Source organism: Sphingosinicella sp. LHD-64, from assembly GCF_031157375.1.
Taxonomy (GTDB): domain Bacteria; phylum Pseudomonadota; class Alphaproteobacteria; order Sphingomonadales; family Sphingomonadaceae; genus Allosphingosinicella.
On sequence record NZ_JAVIFV010000001.1, the window covers coordinates 582220 to 604626 of the forward strand.

Below are 22407 nucleotides of genomic sequence, written 5' to 3' on the forward strand. Positions count from 1 at the left end.
ACAGGATCCGGCGATGTGACATGCCCGGCGAAATTTTCGCAGGCCGCCTCCTAATAAGGTGTGCCGTCCTTGTGCGTATAACGGTCATTGGCGACGTCGGCATGCAGATCGATATCGGGATAGTGGCAATCGCCCTCCCCGATCTGGCAGTCCACGGCGATGAACACGCACGGCCGGTCGCTGCGATTGATCAGGCGATGGCCGTTGGGCACGTCCCTGGGGAAAGCCGCGCAATCGCCGGCGCGCATCGGCGTCTCGCCGCCGTCCTCGACCAGCATCGCCTCGCCTTCCAGGATCACGACGAACTCGTCGATGCCTTCGTGCCAGTGGCGCTGGCTGGAGACGCCGCCCGGATCGAGCACGACATGGCTGACCCCGATCTGGCTCAGCCCGCCGGCCGGCGCCAGCCGCCGGAAATGCCGCCCGCCCATCTCCGCCGCGAACGGCATCGGATAGGTCGTCCGGTTGGTCTGTTCGATCGCCTCGAGGTCGAGCTTCGGCATGGCGTTTCTCCCCAGCCCGGTGCTAGGCGAACCGGATGAGCGGAGCAATCGACCCGGTGGCGCTGGCGGAACGCCTGATCGCCTGTCCCAGCATCACGCCGGCCTCCGGCGCGGTGTTCGACGTGCTGGAGGCGGCGTTGCTGCCCCTGGGGTTCGAGGTGCATCGCTTCATCGCCGGGGACGCGCCGGACGGGCCGGTCGAGAACCTGTTCGCGACGCGGGGGTCCGGCGGTCCGCATTTCGGCTTTGCCGGCCATCTCGACGTCGTGCCGCCGGGCGACGGCTGGGCGAGCGACCCGTTCGTGCCGGAAATCCGCGGCGGCCTGCTGCACGGCCGCGGCGCGGTCGACATGAAGAGCAGCATCGCCGCCTTCGTCGCCGCCTGCGCCGACACGCCCGACCAGCCGGGCACCGTCAGCCTGATCGTCACCGGCGACGAGGAAGGACCGGCGACCTTCGGCACGCCGGCGATCATGGACTGGATGGCCGCGCGCGGCATCCGCCCCGACATGATCCTGATCGGCGAGCCAACCAGCGAGGCGCGATTGGGCGATGTCGTGAAGATCGGCCGGCGCGGCTCGGTGAATATGTGGATCACCGTGCCGGGCGTGCAGGGGCACGTCGCCTATCCGCACCGTGCCGACAATCCGGTGCCGAAGCTCGCGCGGGTGATCGACGCGCTCGAGGCGATCCGTCTCGACGACGGCAACGACGCCTTCCAGCCTTCGAACCTCGAAATCACTGCGGTCGAGACGTCGAGCAGGGCGACCAACGTCATCCCGGGCGCCGCGCGGGCCCAGCTCAACATCCGCTTCAACAACCTCCAGCGCGGCGCCGACCTAGTCGAGCTGGTGCGCCGCACTGCCGAGGCCGCCGCGCCCGGCGCAACGGTCGAGGCGAAGATTTCCGGCGAGGCCTTCCTCACCCCGGCCGGGCCGATCTACGACATCGTCCGCGCCGCGATCGAGGCGGAGACCGGCGCCACGCCCGCGCTCACCACTTATGGCGGCACCTCCGACGGCCGCTTCCTGATCGCGCTCTGCCCGGTGGTCGATTTCGGCCTGCCCAACGCGACGATGCACAAGCTCGACGAGGCCACGGCGGTCGACGACATCCGAGCGCTGCAGCGCATCTACGCGCGCGTGATCCGCAGCGCGCTGGCTACAGCCTGAGCTTGCGGCGGTCCTTGAGGATCGCGGCGGCGGCATTGTGCCCCGGCGCGCCGGTAACGCCGCCGCCGGGATGCGCGCCCGAACCGCAGAGGTAGAGGCCGTCGAGCGGCATGCGGTAGTCGGCATGGCCCAGCATCGGCCGGTTCGAGAAGAGCTGATCCAGCCCCATCTTGCCGTGGAAGATGTCGCCGCCGACCAGGCCGAAGCGGCGTTCCAGATCGAGCGGCGAGAGCGCGAGCCGGCCGACCACGCTCCCGGCGAACCCCGGCGCATAGCGATCAACATGGGCGATGATCGCGTCCGCGGCCTCGTCGCGCCGCGCCTCCCAGCCGCCCGGCACGTCATAAGGAAAGTGCTGGCAGAACAGGCTGGCGACATGGGTTCCGGCCGGCGCGAGGCTGTCGTCGAGCGTCGAGGGGATCAGCATCTCGACCACCGGCTCCTCCGAGAAGCCCTCAGTGCGCGCGGTGAGATAGGCGCGGTCCATGTAGCCGAGCGACGGCGCGATGATGATGCCGGCGGTCATGTGATCGCCCGGATCCGGCAACGACGTGAAACGCGGGAGCTCCGACAGCGCGATGTTCATCCGGAACGTTGCGGACTCGCTGCCCCAATGCGTCATGCGTCGTTCGATCTCGGGCTCGACCGTGCCTTCGGGCAACAGGCGGGTGAAAAGCAGCTTCGGATTGACGCCGGCCGCCACCGCCTTGGCGCGATAGGTCTTGCCGCCGGCGACCGCGCCGACTGCCCTGCCCTCCTCGACGATGATCTCCTCGACCGGGGCATCGAGCACGATCTCGACACCGTGCTCCCGGCAAGCCTTGGCCATCGCCTGGGTGATCGCCCCCATGCCGCCGATCGCATGGCCCCAGGCGCCCTCGATCCCCGCCGCCTCGCCGAACACGTGGTGGAGCAGCACATAGGCGGAGCCGGGGCTGTACGGGCTGTCATAATGGCCGACGACGGCATCGAACCCGAACAGCGCCTGCACCAGCTCATGGCTGAAATAGCGGCCGAGAACGTCAGCCGCCGAGCGGGTGAAGAAATCGACGACGTGCCGCTGATCCTCGAGTCCCAGTCGCCCCACGCCCCCGCCGAGCTTGATCAGCGCCAGCAGGTCGGCCAGCCCGCCTCCCGCATTGGGCGGCGCCTTGAGCAGCCACTGCCGGACGACGCCGACCACCGCGCCCAGCGCCGCCGAATAGGCGTCGTAATTCTGCGCGTCGGCCGGCGCATGGCGCGCGATCTCCCGCTTCGTCAGACCGTCGCGACCCGCAAGCAGGTAATCGGGTCCCAGCGTCGGCAGGAAGTTGTCGATCTTGCGCAGCACGACCCGAAGGCCATGATCGTACAGCCGCATGTCGCGGATGACCTGCGGGTTGAGCAGCCCCACCGTGTAGCTCGCGGTGGAATTGCGGAAGCCGGGATGGAACTCCTCGGTCACCGCCGCGCCGCCCACAATGGCGCGCGCTTCCAGAACCGTCACCTTGAGCCCGCGCGACGCGAGATACCAGGCGCAGACGAGGCCGTTATGGCCGGCGCCGATGATGAGGACGTCGGTTGTCATTCCGCGTCCTTAAAGGGCTGGGATGTGCGGTGCGAGTCCGGTCATGCGGACTCTAGCGCATCAGCACCAGCTCTTCCGACATGGTCGGATGGAGCGCGATCGTTTCGTCGAACTGGGCCTTGGTGAGGCCGGCCTTCACCGCGATCGCCGCCGCCTGGAGGATCTCCGGCGCGTCAGGGCCGATCATGTGGATGCCGACGACCTTGTCGTTGCTCTCGTCGACGACGAGCTTGTAGAGCGACCGCTCGTTGCGGCCGGCGAGCACGTTCTTCATCGGACGGAAATCCGAGGTGTAGGTCTTGGGCGAGCCCAGCTTGTTGCGCGCCTCGCTTTCGGTCATGCCGACGCCAGCGATTGGGGGATGGCTGAACACCGCCGAGGGAATATTGGCATAGTCGACCCGGGTCGGCTTGTTGCCGAACACGGTGTCGGCGAAGGCCTGGCCCTCGCGGATCGCGACCGGGGTGAGCTGGACCCGGTCGGTCACGTCGCCGATCGCGTAGATCGACGGCACCGAGGACTGGTTGTCCTCGTCGACCAGGATCGCGCCGTTCTTGCCGAGAGCGACGCCGGCCGCCTCGAGGCCGAGGTCGGCGGTGTTCGGCGCACGGCCGACCGCCCAGAGCAGCAGATCGGTCTCGATCGGGTCCTGGCCGGCGAGGAAGATCCTGAGCGTGCCGTCCTCCTGCTTTTCGACCTTCTCGAACGGCGCGTTGAACTTGAACTCGATGCCCTTCATCAGCGAGATCTGGAGGAGCCGGTCGCGGATCTGCTCATCATAATGCCTGAGGATGCGGTCGCCGCGATTGACCAGGGTCACGTGGCACGAGAATTCGTGGAAGATGCCGGCGAACTCGTTGGCGATGTAGCCGCCGCCCGCGATCACGACCCGCCGCGGCATGGCCTCCAGGTGGAACACCTCGTTCGAGGTGATGCCGTGCCCGGCGCCGGGCACGTCGGGAATCACCGGGTGCGCCCCGGTCGCGATCAGGATCGTGCCGGCGCCAACCTTGGTCCCGTCGGCGAGCGTCACCTCGTTGGCGCCGCTGACCGTGGCGCGCTGGTTGACGACCTCGACGTCGTGGCGCTCCAGGATGTCGCCGTAGATCCCCTCCAGCCGCTCGACCTCGGCCAGCACGTTGTCGCGCAGGGTCGGCCAGTCGAATGCGCAGTCGCCGACCTCCCAGCCGAAGCGACGCGCATCCTGCAGATCCTCGGCGAAATGGGCGCCGTAGACGAGCAGCTTCTTGGGCACGCAGCCGCGGATCACGCAGGTTCCGCCGACGCGAAACTCCTCGGCGACGGCGACGCGCGCGCCGTGCGCGGCGGCGACGCGCGAGGCGCGCACGCCGCCCGATCCGGCGCCGATCACGAACAGGTCGTAGTCGTAGGTCTTGGTCATTCTTGTTCCTTAGCTCGTCATGCCAGCGCAGGCTGGCATCTCAAGACAAGAAGTCACCGCGGGTCTCCACGAGACCCCAGCCTTCGCTGGGGCGACGTATAGGGATTATTCTGCGTCAAATGCCCGTGCGATCAGCGCCTCGGTCGAAGGATCGAAGTCCAATGCGTTCCGGCCGTCCAACGCCTTCGCCATTTCCTTGCCGAGCTCGACGCCGAACTGGTCGAACGGGTTGATGCCGAGCAGCGCGGCGTTGGCGAAGACGCGATGCTCGTAGAAGGCGATCAGCGCACCCAACGTGCGCGCATCGACGCGGCCGAGCAGGATCGTCGTCGAGGGCCGGTCGCCGGGATAGAAACGGTGCGGATCGTCCGAACCGCGCCCGGCCATCAGCGCGGCGCCCTGCGCGAAGCAGTTGATCAGCAGCTGCCGGTGATGCTCGGGGTCGAGGCTATCGCCCGGCTCGATCGCGGCGACGAACTCGACCGGCACGAGATGCGTGCCTTGGTGGAGGAGCTGGAAGACGGCATGCTGCGCGTCGGTGCCGACGCCGCCCCAGGTGATCGCCGCGGTGGCGCGGCCGACCGGCGACCCGTCGACTCGGACCGACTTGCCGTTCGATTCCATTTCCAGCTGCTGGAGATAGGGCGGCAGCAGCCGGAGGCGCTCGTCATAGGCGAAGACGGCGCGGGTCTCGGCGCCGCGGACGTCGGCGTAATAGCGGTCGACGAAGGCGGCGAGCACCGGCGCATTGCGCTCCGGCGGCGCGAGCCGGAAATGGCGGTCCATCGCCGCAGCGCCTTCGAGCAGGCTTTCGAACGCATCCCAGCCGAGCGCGAGCGCCGCCGGAAAGCCGATCGAGGACCAGAGCGAAAAACGCCCACCGACGCTCTCCGAGAACGGCAGGACGCGGGTCTCGTCGATGCCGAACTCCAGCGCCTTCTCCGGACTGGCGGTGAGCGCGATCACCCGGCCGAGCGGGTCCTCGACCCCGCCCTCCTCCATCCAGGCCAGCGCCGACGACGCGTTCAGCATCGTTTCGGTGGTGGTGAAGGTTTTCGACGCGATGACGAGCAGGGTGCTGTGCGGATCGAACCCGGCAACCGCTTCCTCCAGCGCCGAGCCGTCGACATTCGAGACGATCGCGGTGTCGTAGCGGCCCGCGTCCCGCCCCAGCGCGTCGACCAGGAAATCCGGCCCCAACGCCGAGCCGCCGATGCCGACATGGAGGATATGGCGGACCGGCCCGAACGCCTCCGCCTCGATCGCATCGATCAGCGTGCGCATCCGCGCATGGAGCTGGCGCGCGCGCGCGACGCTCTCCGGCGCACCCTCCCCGCGCTCGGCCGTGTGCTCGGCGGCGCGCCCTTCCGTGGGGTTGGCGATGTCGCCGCCGAACAGCGCGTCACGGCGCCCGGCAAGATCGGCCGCCCCGGCCAGTGCCGCGAAGGCATCGACCTCGGCGCGGGACAGGTGGGTCTTGGCAAAGTCGAAACGGATGCCGGCTTCGTCGATCGTCAGGCGCTCCAGCCGGTCGGGCTCGGCGGCGAACAGGTCCTTGAGGGTCTTCGTCTCGGCGTTTTCGACTGCCGACCAGGCTTCGTCCATATGATCCTCCGGGCCCCCGCCCGCGCCTATCTAGGGCGACCCGGCAGGAAAGCAATTGACGCCGGACTCAGCGTCGCATCGCATCGAGGACGATCCGACGCGCGCCTTCGATATGCGCGCGCAGCAGGGCGACAGCGCGATCCGCATGTCGTTCGCGACAGGCCGCGACGATCGCCTCGTGATCGGTCAGCCAGCGCGCAGTCTCGTCCGGCAGGCGCTGGTAAGCCGGGGCCTGGAGCTCGCTCGTCATGCGCAGGCGACGGATGAGCGCGACCTGTCGCGGGCGGGCCGCCGGCGCATAGAGCGCCTCGTGGAAGGCCAGGTCGCTCTCCGACCAGTCGCTGGTATCGGCATCGATCTCGGCACGCCGGCGCGCGCGTTCGATGAGCGCAAGGTCCGGCTCGCCCATCTTCTCGATCGCCCGCGCGAGGCAGTCTGTTTCGAGCAGGAGCCGCAGATGGAAGATTTCGTCCACCTCACCGGCCGAAAGTGCGGCAACATAGGCGCTGCGGTTCGGTCCGAAAGCGACCAGATCCTCAGCCTCCAACAAGCGGAGCGCTTCACGAACCGGAATGCGACTCGCTCCGAACCGAGCTGCAAGCTCTTCCTGTTTGAGCTCGGCGCCAGGCGGAAGGGCGCCCTGAATGATCTCGGACCTGAGCAGCTCAAAGATTTTCCTTGGGACCATCGACCACTCCACCCAGCTTTTGTATACATGTATACATCAGGAGTCGGCCGGAGGAAACATGATAAAGCAGCACGACTATTCCACGCGGATCGTCTGGACGGGAAACGCCGGCGAGGGCACGCGGCGCTATCGCGGCTATGCGCGGACCTGGGACATCGCGACGCCCGGCAAGCCGGTCATCCACTGCTCGAACGATCCGCTGCTGGGCGGCGACCCGACCCTGCCCAATCCGGAGGACCTGATGCTGGCGACCGTCTCGGCCTGTCACATGCTCTGGTACCTGCACCTCGCCTGCAACGCAGGGATCGTCGTCCATTCCTACAGCGACGATCCGGTGGCGATCGGCGAGACTGCGCCGGACGGCGCTGGCCGCTTCCTCAGCGCCACGCTGCGCCCGCGGATCGAGGTCGAGCCCGGCGCGGACCTGGCGCGCGCTGCCGAGCTGCACCACGAGGTGCACAAATACTGCTTCATCGCCCGCTCGATCAATTTCCCCGTCGCCTACGCGTCGACCTTCGTGGAGCGGGCGCCAGCGACCATCTGAGCGAGCCGACGGCAAGCCCCTTGCAGGAAGGATTGCCGGCAGATGGCCGAGTCCGTGTTCACACGAACTCGCCTTTGACGAACTCTCCCAGATCTTCGGCAAGCATGAACCGGATGTTCGCATCGCTCGTTCCTCGCGCGAACAGGCCGATATTGGGCTCGCTGCGAAAATTCTCGGCGCTGCAGAGACTGAGCCCGAAATCGAGGAAGATGAAACCCTCGAACGTCTCGAAGACATTATCGGAACGCGCGATCAGATGGTCGATCAGCGCCTGTCTCTTGGTCTTGAACAGATCCTCGCCGTCCAGCAGCAAATTCCTGGTGTTCTTGGGGAAATCGATCAGAGTGACCCGGCCCGCCACATATTCGATAACCGGCTCTATCGTTCCGCCCAGCTTGCGATATTCGTTCAGAACGGGCCGCGATTGCTCTCTCTCGTCCTCGCGGGGTTCCGTGCGTTCGAGAATCTGTTCCGGCGGGCCCATGATCGCTGCAACCTCCGTCGCATTCATCCCGAACCTGAGCGGTCCCACGCCGACATAAGGGTCGATCACCCATTCTCCGATCAAGGCCACCACTCCCGCGCAAACAGATCGGGCAACGATTTCGCCTCCTGGCAGTTGCATTTCAAATCAATACGTGTATGTGCACGCACATGCTCGACACGGTCTGCGCCTGCAACAAGCTCCGACGATCGGCGCGCGTCATCACCGCGATCTACGACGAGACGATGTCGTCTTCGGGCTTCACCGTCTCGCAATTCTCGCTGCTGCGCATGCTCCAGCGCGCCGGCCCCTGCTCGCTCACCGAGTTCGCCGGCGCGACGGGACACGATCGCACCACATTGAACCGGACGCTGCGGCCGCTCGAGGAGGCGGGTTATGTCACCTCCTGCCCAGGCGAGGACCAGCGCGCCCGGATCGTGAAGATCACTGACGAGGCACGCCAGGCAATGCGCTCAGCCCAGCCCCTTTGGGAAGAGGCGCAGGCGAAGGTCGACGCCGCCCTCGGCGCCGACCGCGACGCCCTCTTCTCCATCCTGGACCGCGTGGAGTCCCTTCGACCATGACCATGAGGCGTCCCTGGATCGTCATCGCCTGCGCCGCGTTCATCGTCACGCTGGCGATGGGCGTGCGTCAGGCGTTCGGCCTTTTCCTGCCCCAGATGAGCGTGTCGCTCGGCATCGGCCGCGAGGGCTTCGGCCTTGCAATGGCGCTCAGCAACCTCGTTTTCGGCCTCGCCCAGCCCTTCATCGGCGCGCTCGCCGACCGCCACGGCGCCGGCCGCGTCGTGTTCTTCGGGACCTTGATCTACGTCGCCGGCCTGATCGGCGCCTCGTGGATCGGCAGCGCGATCGGCCTTCATTTCACCTTCGGCTTCCTGACCGGCGTGGGCCTCGCCGCGACCACCTTCGTCGTCGTGCTCGGCGCGGTCGGCCGGGTCGTCCCGCCCGAGCGCCGCGGCCTCGCCTTCGGCATCGTCACGGCCGGCGGCTCGCTCGGCCAGTTCCTGGTCGTGCCGGCGGCGCAGATGCTGCTCTCCGACCTCGGCTACCGTCTCGCCCTGATCGCGCTGTCCGGCCTGGTCGCCGTCTGCGCCGTGCTGGCGATCGGCGTCGCCGGCAAGCCGGACAGCGCGGCTGAGGAAGGCCCACGCCAGTCGCTGAAGGACGCGCTCTCCGAAGCCGCCGGACATCCGAGCTACTGGCTGCTCAACGCCGGCTTCTTCGTCTGCGGCTTCCACATCGCCTTCATCGCCACCCATTTCCCCGCCTATCTCGACGACAAGGGGCTGGGCCTCGGCATCGGCGCCAGCGCGCTGGCGCTGGTCGGCCTGTTCAACATCTTCGGCTCCTACCTGTTCGGCCTGTCCGGCGACGTCTGGCGCAAGAATTATGTGCTGAGCGGGCTCTACGCCGCCCGGGGCGTCGTCATCGCCGTCTTCCTGCTGCTGCCGTTGACGCCGTTCACCGCCCTCGCCTTCGCCGGCGCGATGGGCTTCCTCTGGCTCGGCACGGTGCCGCTCACATCCGGCCTCGTCGGCCAGATGTTCGGCGTGCGCTACCTCTCGACGCTCTACGGCATCGTCTTCCTCAGCCATCAGGTCGGCAGCTTCTTCGGCGCCTGGGCGGCCGGCTATTTCTTCGATCGCAGCGGCACCTACGACTGGGCCTGGGGCGCATCGATCCTGCTCGCCGTCTTCGCCGCGATCGTCCACCTGCCCATCCGCGATACCGCGGTCGCTCGTCCGCAGCCGGCATGAAGAAAGCCCTGCCCTGGCTCGCCCCACTGGCGCTGGTCCCGGTCGCGCTGATCGGGCTGGAAGCCTGGCGCGCGCAGGCGACCTGGATCTGGCTCTCCGGCTTCGTCGCCGCCTGCTTCTGAGCTTGACCCTCCGCCGCCCCCAAGCGAAAGCGGCGGGATGGAGTCCGAGCCCCTGTCCGAGCCCCTTGCCGAGCCGCCGGCCGCGGCAACGCCGGCAAAGAAGCAGGAGACGTGGGGCGAGACGCTGCGCTTCTTCCTCTACCTGTTCGTGGCCGCCTTGGTGCTGCGCAGCTTCATCATCGCGCCGTTCAGCATCCCCTCGGGCTCGATGCTGCCGAACCTGATGATCGGCGACTATCTGTTCGTGACGAAATGGCCCTACGGCTATTCGCGCTATTCCATCCCCTTCGGCCTCGCGAGCTTCGACGGGCGGGTCTTCGCCCGCGCGCCGGACCGCGGCGACATCGTCGTCTTCCGCCACCCGGCCGAGCCCGACAAGGACCTGGTCAAGCGCGTCATCGGCCTGCCCGGCGACACGATCGAGGTCCGCCAGGGGGTGGTGATCCTGAACGGCACGCCGATCCTGCGCGAGCGGATCGCCGATTTCAACATGGCGATCAGCCCCAACAGCCCCTGCCGCGCGGTCGCCCGCGACGGTGCGCGGCGGATCGAAACTCCGGACGGGGCATCGATCTGCGCCTATCCGCGTTTCCGCGAAACCCTGCCCGGTGGGCGCAGCTACGAAGTGCTCGACCAGACCCGGACCAGTCCCGGCGACAATGTCGCGCCGATCGTGGTTCCCGACGGCCACCTCCTCGTCATGGGCGACAATCGCGACGACAGCCTCGACGGCCGGTTCGAGCCGATGGCCGGCGGCGTCGGCCTGCTGCCGTTCGACAATGTGCTGGGCGAGGTCGCGATCGCCTTCTGGTCGACCGACGGCTCGGCCGAATGGCTGAAACCCTGGACCTGGTTCACCGCCGCCCGCTGGGACCGGCTCGCCAGGACCTATTGATGAGCAATCTTGCCGACTGGATCGAAGGCGCGACCGGACACCGGCCGAACGACCTCGCCTTGTTCGAGCGCGCGCTGACCCACGCCAGCTTCGGCGAGGCGAACTACGAGCGGCTCGAATTCCTCGGCGACCGCGTCCTCGGCATGATCGTCGCGCTCTGGCTCTACGAGACCTATCCGGACGAGCCCGAGGGCAAGCTCTCCCATCGCCTCAACGCGCTGGTGACGCGCGAGGTCTGCGCGGAGATCGCCCGCGCGCTCGACGCCCAGCCGCACATCCGCCTCGGCAAGCAGGCGATCGACGACGGCGTGTTCCGCAGCGACAATGTGCTGGGCGACGTCGTCGAGGCGTTGATCGGCGCGCTCTATCTCGACGCGGGGTTCGAGGCGGCGCGCGCCTTCGTCCACCGCGCCTGGGCCGATCGCGTCGACCGCCTCGCCGCGCCGCCCAAGCATCCCAAGGCCGCGCTCCAGGAATGGTCGGCCGCCAACAAGCGCCGCCCGCCCGATTACCGCATCGTCGAGACCAGCGGCCCCGACCACGCCCGCCGCTTCACCGTCGAGGTCAGCGTCAGCGGCGTCGGTGCCGCGACCGGTCAGGGCCTGTCCAAGCAGGAGGCCGAGACCGAAGCGGCGAAAGCGCTGCTGGCGAGCCTCGCATGACCGAGCATTGCGGCTTCGTCGCCGTGGTCGGCGCGCCCAATGCGGGCAAGTCGACTTTGGTCAATGCTTTGGTCGGCCAGAAGGTCGCGATCGTCACCCCCAAGGCGCAGACGACGCGCACCCGTTTGATGGGCATCGCGATCGCGGGCGAGGCGCAGGTCCTCCTCCTCGACACGCCCGGCATCTTCCAGCCCAAGCGGCGGCTCGACCGCGCGATGGTCGCCGCCGCCTGGGGCAGCGCGCAGGACGCGGACCTGATCGCGCTCGTCGTCGACGCGTCGAGCGGCCTGAAGCGCGGCGTCACCGACCTGCTCGATCGGCTGAAGGAACGCCCCGAGCCGAAGCTCCTGATCCTCAACAAGGTCGATCTGGTGAGGAAGGAGGAGCTGCTCACTCTCGTTACCCAGTTCGACGGCCGCGCGGCGTTCGAGGAGATTTTCATGATCTCGGCGGCGAGCGGCGACGGCGTCGCGGACCTCAAGGCGGCGCTGGCGGCGCGGATGCCGGAAGGGCCGTGGCATTTCCCGGAGGATCAGGTTTCGGACGCGACCGACCGGATGATGGCGGCGGAGGTGACGCGCGAGCAGCTCTACCTGCAGCTGCACAACGAGCTGCCTTATGCGAGCGCGATCGAGACCGAGAAATATGAGGAGCGCAAGGACGGCTCGGTCGCGATCCACCAGCAGATCCTGGTCGGCCGCGACAGCCAGAAGGCGATCATTCTCGGCAGGGGCGGCGCACGGATCAAGGCGATCGGTGCGGCGGCGCGGGCCGAGCTCACGACGATGTTCGGCCGCAACGTCCACCTCTTCCTCCACGTCAAGGTGAACCCCAAATGGGAGGAAGATCGAGGCCTTTATCAGGAGATCGGGCTGGATTGGGTGGAATGAGCACCGTGCCCATCTATGTCCGCATCTCGGAAGCGTCCGGGCTACCGGAAATAAGCGAATACCGGCCGTTCCGTGCCGTCGTCGTGCTGGACGCGGACTATAGCGACAGCTGGCAGGACGAGGTCAGTCGTTGGCTGGTCGATGCGGGTTGCCTCTACATGATGGCCTGGGGCCCAAACTGCGGCAGCTGGGACGATTCCGTCGATTACGCCCAGATCCAGAAATATCCCGATGAACCCCCCCAGGCCGACTTCGTCATGACGACCTGGCATGAAAGGGAGACACTCGAGGAGGTTTTCTGGTTCGCGCGGTTTTGCGCCCACGATCCCTACGACCTCATCGAAAACAGCCTGATCGTTCACGTGGGGACCGTCGACCGGGCGACCGAATTCATGGCGCTCTATGCGCAGGCCGAAACGATCGTCGATCAGGAAGACAACCGATCCTAGCGGGAAATGGGCTGGATTGGGTGGAGTGAGCCCTACCAGCTCGCGCCGTCGACGAGCCGGCGCGGCAGCGGTTCCCAGACCGCGGGATCGAACATGCGCAGATTGACGCCCATCCGCTCATATGCAGGATCGCGCGGCGACCAGTGGGTCGTGCAGCCGCAGTGCGCGCAGTGCCAGGTGGTCAGGGTCGCATCCCCCTGGACATAGCCGGCGAGCCGCCCGTCGGGATCGCTGACTCCGACCTCGTTCGGCCGATAATAGCCCCAAAGCCCGCCGATGCGGCGGCAGATCGAGCAATTGCAGCTGCCGAGATCTTCGGGCGCCTCCGGCAGGGCGAGGCGAACCGCCCCGCAATGGCAGCTGCCTTCGATCATCGAGCACCTCCTTCACCCCGGGGCCGGCACCAGTTCGCCCGTCTCGCCTGTCCGGCTCTCATGAAAGCCGCCGCGATTCAGGCGGCCTTCTTGAGATGACGCCGGCCGAGCAGCTCGGCGATCTGCACCGCGTTCAGTGCAGCGCCCTTGCGCAGATTGTCGGAGACGCACCACAGGTTGAGGCCGTTCTCCACGGTCGGGTCCTCGCGCACGCGGCTCACATAGGTCGCATATTCGCCGACGCACTCGACCGGGGTCACGTAACCGCCGTCCTCGCGCTTGTCGACGAGCATGACGCCCGGCGCCTCGCGCAGGATCGCCTGGGCGTCGGCGGCGCTAAGCTCGTTCTCGAATTCGATGTTGATCGCCTCGCTGTGGCCGACGAAGACCGGCACACGCACGCAGGTCGCGGTCACCTTGATCTTCGGGTCGAGGATCTTCTTGGTCTCGACGACCATCTTCCACTCCTCCTTGGTCGAGCCGTCGTCGAGGAAGGAATCGATATGCGGGATGACGTTGAAGGCGATCTGCTTGGTGAACTTCACCGGCGTGTTCGCATCGCCGACGAAGATGTTGCGGCTCTGCTCGAACAGCTCGTCCATGCCGGCCTTGCCCGCGCCCGAGACCGATTGGTAAGTCGCGACCACAACCCGCTTGATCTTCGCGACATCATGGAGCGGCTTCAGCGCCACCACCATCTGCGCGGTCGAACAGTTCGGGTTCGCGATGATGTTCTTCCGGGTGTAGAGATCGATCGCCTCCGGGTTCACCTCCGGCACGATCAACGGCACGTCCGGGTCCATCCGGTAGAGCGACGAATTGTCGATCACCGTGCAGCCCGCCTCGGCGGCCTTCGGTGCGTAGATCTTGGTCGGACCCGATCCCGCCGCGAACAATGCGATGTCCCAGCCGGCGAAGTCGAAATGCTCGATGTTGCGGACTTTCAGCTCCTGGCCGCTGTCGCCGAAATCGATGATGTCGCCGGTCGAGCGCGGGCTGGCGACGACCGCCACCTCGTCCGCCGGAAACTGGCGCTCGGCCAGGATGTTCAGCATCTCGCGCCCGACATTGCCGGTCGCACCCACGACGACGACCCGATAACCCATTCTCACATCTCCGCTTGGCGAAAGGGCGATCTAGCGACGGATGCCCCCGGAACCAAGAGCCTTGCGCCACGCTTTTTGCTATACGCGACTCGCGCAAGCCGAAGGAGACGTCCAATGGCCGCCACCCACACCCTCCCCGCCGCCGGCCACACGCCGGATGTCCCGGTCCGCACGATCGGGGCGCAAGACCTCAATGCCGTGCTCCGCGAAGGCTATGCCGACTTCATGGAGAAGCGCGGCGACCTCCTCATCGTTGGCCTGATCTATCCGATGATCGGCTTTGCCGCGGCGGTGATCGCGCTCGGCGGGGCGTTCATCCCGCTCTTCTTCCCGATGCTCGCCGGCGTTGCCCTGCTGGGCCCGGTCGCGGCGCTCGGCTTCTACGAGCTGGCGCGGCGGCGCGAGGCCGGGCTCGAATCGACCTGGTCGCACTTCTTCGACGTGGTGAAGCGGCCCGCGTGGGACGCGATCATGGCGGTGACCGGCATCCTGCTGATGATCTTCTTCGCCTGGCTCGCCGCGGCCTGGATCCTCTACGCCGCCTTCATCGAGACGCCGCCCGAGACGCCCGGCCAGTTCCTCACCGCCCTGTTCACGACCACGCGCGGCTGGGGCCTGATCGTCGTCGGCAATCTCGTCGGCGCCGCCTTCGCCTGGGTGGTGCTGATGCTGAGCATCGTCTCGCTGCCGATGCTGGTCGATCGCGACACCGACGCCCGCACCGCGCTCGCGACCTCGATCCGCGCCGTCCGCGCCAATCGCGGCGTCATGGTGCGCTGGGGCATCATCGTGGCGGCTTTGCTCGTGCTGGGTGCGATCCCGGCCTTTGTCGGCTTGGCGTTTGTCCTGCCCTGGCTCGGCTACGCGACCTGGCATCTCTACACGCGCCTGGTCGATCGCAGCGCGATTCCGGTCGCCGCGCCCGGCTCTCGCTAAGCCGCGCGCATCTGCTATGCCTCCGCCATGGTGAGACGGGGGCTGGCGCTCATTCTGGTCGTTGCGGCGCTGCTCGCAGCAATGGCGCTCAAGGGCGCGCTCATCGCCTTGCCCGCCCCACCCGCCGGCGCAAGCGACGGCTTCGACGCGAATCGCGCCGCCGCTCGTCTCGCGCGCATCCTCGGCGACGAACGGCCACATCCAGTCGACAGCCCCGCCAATGACGCGGTGCGCGACCGGCTGATCGCCGAAATGCACGCCGTGGGCCTGAACCCGCGCATCACCGACGATTTCGCGTGCAACGGCTTCGCGCGCAGCCGCACCGTCAGCTGCGCCCGCGTCCGCAACCTCGTCGCCACGATCGGCCCGGTCCAGGGCCGGCACCTCCTCCTCAACGCGCACTATGACAGCACGTTCGCCGGCCCCGGCGCCGGCGACGACGGCATCGGCGTCGCCACCCTGCTCGAAACCGCCGCCCTGCTGCGCGGCCGGCGCCTGACCCGCCCGGTCACCTTCCTGTTCAACGAGGGCGAGGAAATGGGCCTGATCGGCGCCCGCGCCTTCATGGACCGCGATCCGCTCGCCGATCGCGTCGGCTTGCTCGTCAACCTCGAGGCGCGTGGCGTCACCGGCCCGGCAGTCATGTTCGAAACCAACCGGCCCAATACTGCGGCGATCGCGCTCTACCGCGCCGCGGTCAACCGACCGCTGGCCAACTCGCTCACCACTGACCTCTACGGCCTCATCCCCAATTCCACCGACGTCACCGTCTTCGCCGAGCGACCCTGGACGATCCTCAACTTCGCGATCATCGGCAACGAGACCCGCTACCACAGCGCCGGCGACAATCTCGCCGCGCTCGACCGGCGCAGCCTCCAGCATATGGGCGAACAGACGCTGGCGCTGACCCGCGCCGTAGCGATCGCCGGCGCCACGCCATCGGCCGGGGGCGCGCGGCTCTACATGGATGTGCTCGGCCGCCAGCTCGTCGTCCTGCCGTTGGCCGCCGGGCTGGCCCTGCTCGGCCTGCTGCTCGCCTTCTTCGCCGTGACGTCATGGCGCCGTGCCGCGCTGCAGCGTCCGCTGGCCGCGATCGTTACCGCGTTCGCCACTGCGCAGGTCCTGGCCTGGCTCGGCCAGCTCGTACTCGGTCTCGTCCGCAGCGGCGACTATTGGCGCGCCTGGCCGATCGTCACCACCACCGCCGTCTATGCCTCGGCGATCGCCGGCATCCTCCTCGCGCTTGGTCTTGTCGCGCGGGACTCGAGCATCGAGCGGCTGCGTGCGGCCTATTGGCTCGCCTTCGCCGCTTTGGGTGCCGCCCTCGCCGTCATCGCGCCGGGCGGGTCGATCTTCTTTCTCGCGCCGCCGCTCGCCATGGCGCTCGGCATCGTCGCCAGCCGGCGCTGGCCCCATACGGAGCGGATCGGCGCCATCATCGCCATCTTGCTGCTCTACATCACCTTCGGCCCGGCCCTCGGCCTGTTCGAGGAGCTGATGAACGGTGGCCCGCACTTCATGTTCGCGCCGCTGGGCGCCGTCCTCGTCCTCCCCGTCCTGATCGAGCTGAAGCCGCTGATCGACCGCATCCCGCGCATCTTCCTCGCCGCCGGTGCCGCCGACCTCGTCCTGCTCGGCTGGCTCGCCGCCGGCCTGGCCCCCGCCTACAGCGCCGACCGGCAGCAGCAATTCACCATCGACTATGTCTGGGATGCCGATGCGCGCTCTGGCCATTGGACGGTCAACAATGACGGCGCGCCGGTGCCCTATGTCGCGGACTGGGCGCGGATCGAGCTGCCTCATTCGCAACGCAAGCGCTGGGCCACGACCGCGCCATCTCTGCCCTTGCCGCCGCCCGCCGCAATTCTGGTCGCCCAGCGCGCCGAAGCCGGCGGTCGCCGCCTCACCCTTCGCCTCGCCGCAAACGGTGCCGAGACGATCTCGCTGATCGCCCCACCGGAAGCGGTGCTGCGCGCGGCGGGCAGTGCCGGCTTCCTTCAACCGTTCGGACGCGGCGATGCCGACGACCGCTGGATCGCGCGCTGCGTCGGCCGCAGCTGCGACGGCGCCTTGATCGAGATCGTCGCGCAGGGTCAGGCGCCGATCGAGTTCACGATCGTCGGCACGCGCAGCGGCCTGCCGCCTGCGGCCGCACCGCTCGTCCGGGCGCGTCCGGCCCATGCCCGCCCGCAATATGGCACAGATTCCACCGTCGCCTATGCACGGCTTCGCCTCTAGAGCGCGATCATCTTAAGCAGCATCGTCATTGCGAGCGCAGCGAAGCAATCCAGTGCGGCCTTCGAGTCAGGCTGGATTGCTTCGTCGCTTCGCTCCTCGCAATGACGAGATGTTTCAGGCTAAGCTGATCGCGCTCTAGGTGCCAAGCCCCGAGAAATGCGCTAGTCCGCGCCCGTGGCCGATCTTTTCAACGACGACCCCCCGCCGCCCGCTTCGTCGGCGCCCTCCGAGAGCGCGCCGCTCGCCGACCGCCTCCGGCCGCAGCGACTGGAGGATGTGGTCGGGCAGGAGCACCTGACCGGCCCGGACGGAGCGATCGGACGGATGGTCGCGGCGGGCAAGCTCGCCTCGATGATCCTGTGGGGGCCTCCCGGCACCGGCAAGACGACGATCGCCCGTCTGCTTGCGGATGCGGTCGGCATGCGCTTCGTCGCGATCTCGGCGGTCTTCTCGGGCGTCGCGGACCTCAAGAAGGTGTTCGCGGAATCTCGTGATCACATCAAGATCGGCAAGCAGACACTTCTGTTCGTTGACGAAATTCACCGATTCAATCGCGCCCAACAGGACGGCTTCCTGCCCTATGTCGAGGACGGCACGGTGGTCCTCGTCGGCGCGACCACGGAGAATCCGAGCTTCGAATTGAACGCGGCGCTTCTCTCGCGCGCCCAGGTGCTGATCCTCAATCGGCTCGATGCCGCTGCACTCGGCAAGCTGCTCGACCGCGCCGAGGTGTTGACGGAGCGGCCCCTGCCGCTCACGCCGGAGGCACGCGAGGCGCTGGTCGCGACCGCCGACGGCGACGGCCGCTTCCTGCTCAACCAGGCGGAGACCCTGTTCTCGATTGAGATCGCGCAGCCGCTGAGCCCCGGCGAGCTTGCCGCCCTGCTTCACCGCCGCGTCGCGGTCTACGACAAGGACCGGGAGGGCCACTATAATCTCATCTCCGCCCTGCACAAATCGATCCGCGGCTCGGATCCGCAGGCGGCGCTCTACTATCTCGCCCGCATCCTGACCGCGGGGGAGGAGCCGCTTTACGTGCTGCGCCGCCTCACCCGCGCGGCGAGCGAGGATATCGGCCTTGCCGACCCCAATGCGCTCGTGCAGTGCATCGCCGCCAAGGATACCTATGATTTCCTGGGCTCTCCCGAAGGCGAGCTCGCCATCGTCCAAGCCTGTCTCTATCTCGCCACCGCGCCCAAATCGAACGCGGCCTATACGGCGCAGAAATCCGCCTGGCGCTCGGCGAAGGAAACGGGCTCGCTGATGCCGCCCAAGAACATTCTCAACGCGCCGACCCGGCTGATGAAGCAGATCGGCTACGGCAAGGGCTATCAGTACGATCATGATGCCGAGGGCGGGTTCTCCGGCGACAATTACTGGCCGGAGGAGATGGCGCCGCAGTCCTACTACGCGCCGACGGACCGCGGATTCGAAAAGCGCGTCGCGGAGCGCATGGCCTGGTGGGAGGAACAGCGTGCCAAAAGGGGCGATTAGGTTTGCGGCGGGATTGCTGGCGGCGGGACTGGCAATCCTTCCTGCCTCTGCGCAGCAGAATGCGCCGGAATATCTCCGCGCAATTGCAGCTGGTTACAAGGCAAGCTTCATTTGCAGCAACCAGTTCAACGGCGGCATCGATCCGGCGCGCACCGCTGCCGACGACCTGCAGGGCACCTATGCCGAGCTGAACCCGCTCCTCGCGACATTGGCCGCGGAGCTGGATGAGGCGAACCGGCGCGTGACCGTCCGCTTCGCCGACAACCTGCCGCCGCGCGTCGCCGCCTGGCGCCCGCATCTCGGCTGCGCGCTACTGCCGATCGGTGCCGATCCGGCCGCGGCTGCCGAACTGCCGCGGATCGACGCATCACCGCTCGACCTTGCCGAGCTCGATGCCCGTCCCTGGCCGATGGGCGACCGGAATGCCACCGCCCGGCCGCGAGGCAACACGCACGCGCTGGAGCAGGTTGCCGCTCAGGCCTTCGACCGCCGCACCTACGGCCAGGGCAGCGAGACCACCGCCCTCCTCATCGTCCAGGACGGCCGCATCGTTTTCGAGCGCTACCGGCCGGATTTCGACATGCACATGTCGCAGCGCACCTGGTCGGTCGCCAAGAGCATCACCGGCACGGTGATCGGTGCCGCCGTCCAGCAGAGGCTGGTCGACGTGAACGCCCCCGCCGGCGTGCCCGAATGGCAGCGCCCCGGCGATCCGCGGCAGCGGATCACGACCGACCACCTGCTCCGCATGGCGAGCGGTCTGCACAGCGACTATCCCGGCAACCGCACCGACGCGCTCTATTTCGGCGGCCTGTCGGTCGGCGAGGAGGCGGCGAGCTGGCCGGTCGTGGCGCCGCCGGACACCCGCTTCCGCTACGCCAACAACGACATCGTGCTGGCGATCCGCGCCCTGCAGCACCGGCTCGGCGACGGCGAGGAGTCGCGCGCCTTCCCGTTCCGCGCCCTGTTCTGGAAGATCGGCATGACCCGGACGGTGCCGGAGACCGACTGGCAGGGCCATTTCGTCATGTCGAGCCAGGTCTGGACGAGCGCGCGCGACCTCGCCCGGCTCGGCCTCCTCTACCTGAGCGACGGACTGTGGAATGGCGAGCGCATCCTGCCCGAAGGCTGGCGTGACTATGTCCGCCGCCACGGCCCCGCCCAGCCGGCGGCCGGCAACGGCTATGGCGCCTCCTGGTGGACCTTTGCGCCCGACGCGGGCCTGCCCGTCGACGCCTTCCTCGCCAACGGCAATCGCGGCCAATATGTCGTCGTCATCCCCTCGCGCCGGCTCGTGATCGTCCGGCGCGGCTTCGACCGGGCCGGCATGGGCCTCGACCCCGCGGCATTGACCGGCGACCTGCTGGAGGCGCTGGAATGAAGGACTGGGGCGAGGTCGTGGCGTTCGCGTTGGCGCTGCCGGAGACGGAGCTGTCCACGTCCTACGGCCGGCCGGCAGTCAAGGTCCGCGGCAAGGCGTTCGTCTATCCGGGACGCGAGGCCGGCAGCTTCGCCGTGTCGACGCCGCTCGACGAGAAGGAGATCCTGATGGAGACCGATCCGGACACCTTCTGGGAAACGGCCCATTATCGCGGCTGGCCGGCCGTGCTGGTGCGCTTCGGCAGCGTCGACCGGGAACGGATCGAGAATGTGATCCGGCGCGCCTGGTGGGATCGGGCCTCGAACCGGCAGCGGGCGGCACATGGCGGCGAACGCCCCTGACTTCGCGCGCTTCGTCGCCATCGACTGGTCGGGCGCCAAGGGCCGGCGGCACAAGGGCATCGCGATTGCCGTTGCCGAGGCCGGGCGCGCCACCCCCGCTCTCGTCCGCCCGGGCCATGTCTGGTCGCGGCAGGAAGTGCTCGACTGGCTGATCGCATATGCCACCGAAGCGCCGACACTGTTCGGATTCGATTTCAGCTTCGCCCCGCCGATCGCCGCACGTGGGTCCTACCTGCCCGGGGTGATCGATCTGCCTGGCGAAGCCAAAAGCTTCTGGGCCTATATCGATGACCGATGCCAGGATGAGGACCTTGGGGCCGCCAGCTTCCTCGAACAGACTCACCGCCCCCATTTCTATTTCGGGGCCGCCGACGGAGTGAAGCGCGACTTCCTTCATCACCGGGTCTGCGAGGAAAGGTTCAACGCGGGCGGCGGGGGCAAGGCCTCGACCGTCTATGACGCGATCGGCGCAGCCCAGGTCGCCAAGGCAAGCTTCGCCGGCATGCGGCTGCTGCATCATGCGGACGGCCGCCTGCCGATCTGGCCCTTTGACATCGCTTGGAGCGAGCCTTTCGATCCGCTCCCGACGTACGGCAGCCTGATCATCGAAATCTACACCCGCGCTTTCATCCGCCTGGCTGGCCTGAGCGGCCGCAAGGTCCGCGATCCCGATCAGCTGGCGCGGGCACTGCAGGCGCTGGGAAGCGAGCCCGGATGTCCTGATCGCCAACTCAGCGACCATGAGACCGACGTCCTGATCGCGGCCGCAGGCCTGAGAGCTATCGCGGATGACCCGCACCGATGGTCACCTCCCGGCCTGACCCCCCTGCTGGCTCGAACCGAGGGCTGGACGTTCGGAGTCGTCTAGGGCGGCTGGATCAACCGCTTGCGCAGCGGCCTCATCCTCCAGCCAGCGAACGAAATGATCGACCGACAGACGATGATCCTGCCGATGCCGGAGCGCGTAATAGCCGTCTTCGCATCTGAGGACATGATCGAACGGCCTGACCAGGCTGCCGTCAGCAAGCTTCGACGCGAACAGCTGAAGCGACAGCAATGCGACCCCTGCGCCCTCGGCCGCCGCGGCGGCCGCCATATCCTGGGTCGCATATTCGACGGGCGCATAGGACAGGACGGGGCGATCGACGCTTGCGCCTTCGAACCAGGCCGGCCAGCTGACGTCCCGGATCAGGGGAAGGCGCTGGAGATCGGCGGGCGAATCGAGGGGGAATCGCCCGGCGAGACCGGGGCTCAGCATCGGCGACAGGTCCATCGGCAGGAGGCGGGTGGCGATCATGTCGCGCCATCCGCCGCGACCACTGCGGATGGCGATATCGAACTGATCGTGCGTGCGCAGATCGGTCGAGACGTCGAGCTGGATGCGGGCCGCCTCGGTGAGTGCGCGATAACGCGGCAGACGCGGCACCAGCCAGCGGGCCGCGAAGGTCGGCGTGACGGTGACGCGCAGCGGCGCCTCGCTCGACCGGCATTCGGCGACGGCGGCACGGACCAGCATCATGACCTCGCCGAGGCGCGCCGACAGTGCCGCCCCTGCCGAAGTCAGCGAAATCCGGGGTCCGTTGCGCACGAACAGGCGCTGGCCGAGATCCTCTTCCAGATCGCGAATTCTGAGGCTGACCGCCGCCGGCGTGATCCCGAGCTCCCGCGCTGCACGAGAAAAGTTCGCATGACGCGCGCTGGCTTCGAAGATGCGCAACGATTCGAGCGGCGGCAGTCGGCGGTCCATCGCGCATTTTAAGCACAGCTTGAAGTGACT

The 22407-nt window shown here is 67.7% G+C and carries 24 protein-coding genes and 1 pseudogene; 15 read left to right on the forward strand and 10 right to left on the reverse strand.

The window, feature by feature from the left end; translation table 11 throughout:
- Nucleotides 1–50 precede the first annotated feature (50 nt).
- The gene (locus RCO27_RS02845; protein WP_309001126.1) at nt 51–503 is read right to left on the reverse strand and encodes a cupin domain-containing protein; all 453 of its coding nucleotides are present in this window, start codon (nt 501–503) and stop codon (nt 51–53) included.
- Between the two features lie 35 nt (nt 504–538).
- Here RCO27_RS02845 and dapE point away from each other — a divergent pair, with 35 nt between their 5' ends.
- Entirely contained in the window at nt 539–1675 is a 1137-nt protein-coding gene (dapE, locus tag RCO27_RS02850; RefSeq protein WP_309001127.1) for a succinyl-diaminopimelate desuccinylase, read from the forward strand.
- On the opposite strand, the gene RCO27_RS02855 is transcribed toward dapE, so the two are convergent.
- From RCO27_RS02855 to RCO27_RS19250, 5 genes and pseudogenes are all read right to left on the reverse strand, one after another.
- On the reverse strand, nt 1665–3242 hold the full coding sequence (locus tag RCO27_RS02855; protein WP_309001128.1) for an NAD(P)/FAD-dependent oxidoreductase: 1578 nt from the start codon (nt 3240–3242) through the stop codon (nt 1665–1667). The two genes, dapE and RCO27_RS02855, sit on opposite strands and share 11 nt — an antisense overlap.
- Before the next feature lie 52 nt (nt 3243–3294).
- Nucleotides 3295–4644: a glutathione-disulfide reductase gene (gorA, locus tag RCO27_RS02860; protein ID WP_309001129.1), complete on the reverse strand. Its 1350-nt coding sequence runs from the start codon at nt 4642–4644 to the stop codon at nt 3295–3297.
- 105 nt (nt 4645–4749) lie between these two features.
- Nucleotides 4750–6249: a glucose-6-phosphate isomerase gene (pgi, locus tag RCO27_RS02865; RefSeq protein WP_309001130.1), complete on the reverse strand. Its 1500-nt coding sequence runs from the start codon at nt 6247–6249 to the stop codon at nt 4750–4752.
- Nucleotides 6250–6316: 67 nt separating this feature from the next.
- Entirely contained in the window at nt 6317–6724 is a 408-nt protein-coding gene (locus tag RCO27_RS02870; protein ID WP_309001131.1) for an FCD domain-containing protein, read from the reverse strand.
- Nucleotides 6725–6757: 33 nt separating this feature from the next.
- Nucleotides 6758–6937, reverse strand: a pseudogene (locus RCO27_RS19250) (GntR family transcriptional regulator); the annotation flags it as partial.
- Between the two features lie 58 nt (nt 6938–6995).
- On the opposite strand from RCO27_RS19250, the gene RCO27_RS02875 reads away from it, so the two are divergent.
- Nucleotides 6996–7481, forward strand: a complete 486-nt coding sequence (locus RCO27_RS02875) for an OsmC family protein (RefSeq protein WP_309001132.1) — start codon at nt 6996–6998, stop codon at nt 7479–7481.
- Nucleotides 7482–7539: 58 nt separating this feature from the next.
- On the opposite strand, the gene RCO27_RS02880 is transcribed toward RCO27_RS02875, so the two are convergent.
- The gene (locus RCO27_RS02880) at nt 7540–8055 is read right to left on the reverse strand and encodes a hypothetical protein (RefSeq protein ID WP_309001133.1); all 516 of its coding nucleotides are present in this window, start codon (nt 8053–8055) and stop codon (nt 7540–7542) included.
- 80 nt (nt 8056–8135) lie between these two features.
- Here RCO27_RS02880 and RCO27_RS02885 point away from each other — a divergent pair, with 80 nt between their 5' ends.
- From RCO27_RS02885 to RCO27_RS02915, 7 genes are read left to right on the forward strand one after another with little or no spacing between them, the layout of a single operon-like run.
- Entirely contained in the window at nt 8136–8549 is a 414-nt protein-coding gene (locus RCO27_RS02885; RefSeq protein WP_309001134.1) for a MarR family winged helix-turn-helix transcriptional regulator, read from the forward strand.
- Nucleotides 8546–9742 carry an MFS transporter gene (locus RCO27_RS02890; protein ID WP_309001135.1) on the forward strand — a complete coding sequence of 399 codons (1197 nt, stop codon included), beginning with the start codon at nt 8546–8548 and terminating at the stop codon, nt 9740–9742. Before RCO27_RS02885 ends, RCO27_RS02890 begins: the two co-directional genes overlap by 4 nt.
- Nucleotides 9739–9864: a hypothetical protein gene (locus RCO27_RS02895; RefSeq protein WP_309001136.1), complete on the forward strand. Its 126-nt coding sequence runs from the start codon at nt 9739–9741 to the stop codon at nt 9862–9864. Before RCO27_RS02890 ends, RCO27_RS02895 begins: the two co-directional genes overlap by 4 nt.
- A gap of 37 nt (nt 9865–9901) precedes the next feature.
- On the forward strand, nt 9902–10759 hold the full coding sequence (gene lepB / locus RCO27_RS02900) for a signal peptidase I (protein WP_309001137.1): 858 nt from the start codon (nt 9902–9904) through the stop codon (nt 10757–10759).
- On the forward strand, nt 10759–11421 hold the full coding sequence (gene rnc / locus RCO27_RS02905) for a ribonuclease III (protein ID WP_309001138.1): 663 nt from the start codon (nt 10759–10761) through the stop codon (nt 11419–11421). Before lepB ends, rnc begins: the two co-directional genes overlap by 1 nt.
- On the forward strand, nt 11418–12311 hold the full coding sequence (era, locus tag RCO27_RS02910; RefSeq protein WP_309001139.1) for a GTPase Era: 894 nt from the start codon (nt 11418–11420) through the stop codon (nt 12309–12311). The genes rnc and era overlap by 4 nt, the downstream gene beginning before the upstream one ends.
- Nucleotides 12308–12760, forward strand: a complete 453-nt coding sequence (locus RCO27_RS02915; RefSeq protein ID WP_309001140.1) for a hypothetical protein — start codon at nt 12308–12310, stop codon at nt 12758–12760. The genes era and RCO27_RS02915 overlap by 4 nt, the downstream gene beginning before the upstream one ends.
- Before the next feature lie 32 nt (nt 12761–12792).
- Here RCO27_RS02915 and RCO27_RS02920 read toward each other — a convergent pair whose 3' ends face one another.
- Both RCO27_RS02920 and RCO27_RS02925 read right to left on the reverse strand, forming a co-directional pair.
- A complete protein-coding gene (locus RCO27_RS02920; protein ID WP_309001141.1) occupies nt 12793–13134 on the reverse strand; it encodes a GFA family protein in 342 nt (113 codons plus the stop codon).
- Nucleotides 13135–13211: 77 nt separating this feature from the next.
- Nucleotides 13212–14240 (reverse strand): aspartate-semialdehyde dehydrogenase, encoded by a 1029-nt coding sequence (locus tag RCO27_RS02925; RefSeq protein ID WP_309001142.1) that lies wholly within the window; start codon nt 14238–14240, stop codon nt 13212–13214.
- 114 nt (nt 14241–14354) lie between these two features.
- Here RCO27_RS02925 and RCO27_RS02930 point away from each other — a divergent pair, with 114 nt between their 5' ends.
- The 6 genes from RCO27_RS02930 to RCO27_RS02955 all read left to right on the forward strand — a co-directional run bounded on the left by RCO27_RS02930 (nt 14355) and on the right by RCO27_RS02955 (nt 21498).
- The gene (locus RCO27_RS02930; RefSeq protein ID WP_309001143.1) at nt 14355–15176 is read left to right on the forward strand and encodes a DUF2189 domain-containing protein; all 822 of its coding nucleotides are present in this window, start codon (nt 14355–14357) and stop codon (nt 15174–15176) included.
- 27 nt (nt 15177–15203) lie between these two features.
- On the forward strand, nt 15204–17414 hold the full coding sequence (locus RCO27_RS02935) for a M28 family peptidase (RefSeq protein WP_309001144.1): 2211 nt from the start codon (nt 15204–15206) through the stop codon (nt 17412–17414).
- 174 nt (nt 17415–17588) lie between these two features.
- The gene (locus tag RCO27_RS02940; protein WP_309001145.1) at nt 17589–18908 is read left to right on the forward strand and encodes a replication-associated recombination protein A; all 1320 of its coding nucleotides are present in this window, start codon (nt 17589–17591) and stop codon (nt 18906–18908) included.
- A gap of 13 nt (nt 18909–18921) precedes the next feature.
- Nucleotides 18922–20289 carry a serine hydrolase gene (locus RCO27_RS02945; protein ID WP_309001146.1) on the forward strand — a complete coding sequence of 456 codons (1368 nt, stop codon included), beginning with the start codon at nt 18922–18924 and terminating at the stop codon, nt 20287–20289.
- On the forward strand, nt 20286–20630 hold the full coding sequence (locus RCO27_RS02950; protein ID WP_309001147.1) for an MmcQ/YjbR family DNA-binding protein: 345 nt from the start codon (nt 20286–20288) through the stop codon (nt 20628–20630). Before RCO27_RS02945 ends, RCO27_RS02950 begins: the two co-directional genes overlap by 4 nt.
- The gene (locus tag RCO27_RS02955) at nt 20611–21498 is read left to right on the forward strand and encodes a hypothetical protein (RefSeq protein WP_309001148.1); all 888 of its coding nucleotides are present in this window, start codon (nt 20611–20613) and stop codon (nt 21496–21498) included. Before RCO27_RS02950 ends, RCO27_RS02955 begins: the two co-directional genes overlap by 20 nt.
- Here RCO27_RS02955 and RCO27_RS02960 read toward each other — a convergent pair.
- The gene (locus RCO27_RS02960; RefSeq protein WP_309001149.1) at nt 21436–22377 is read right to left on the reverse strand and encodes a LysR substrate-binding domain-containing protein; all 942 of its coding nucleotides are present in this window, start codon (nt 22375–22377) and stop codon (nt 21436–21438) included. The two genes, RCO27_RS02955 and RCO27_RS02960, sit on opposite strands and share 63 nt — an antisense overlap.
- Nucleotides 22378–22407 lie beyond the last annotated feature (30 nt).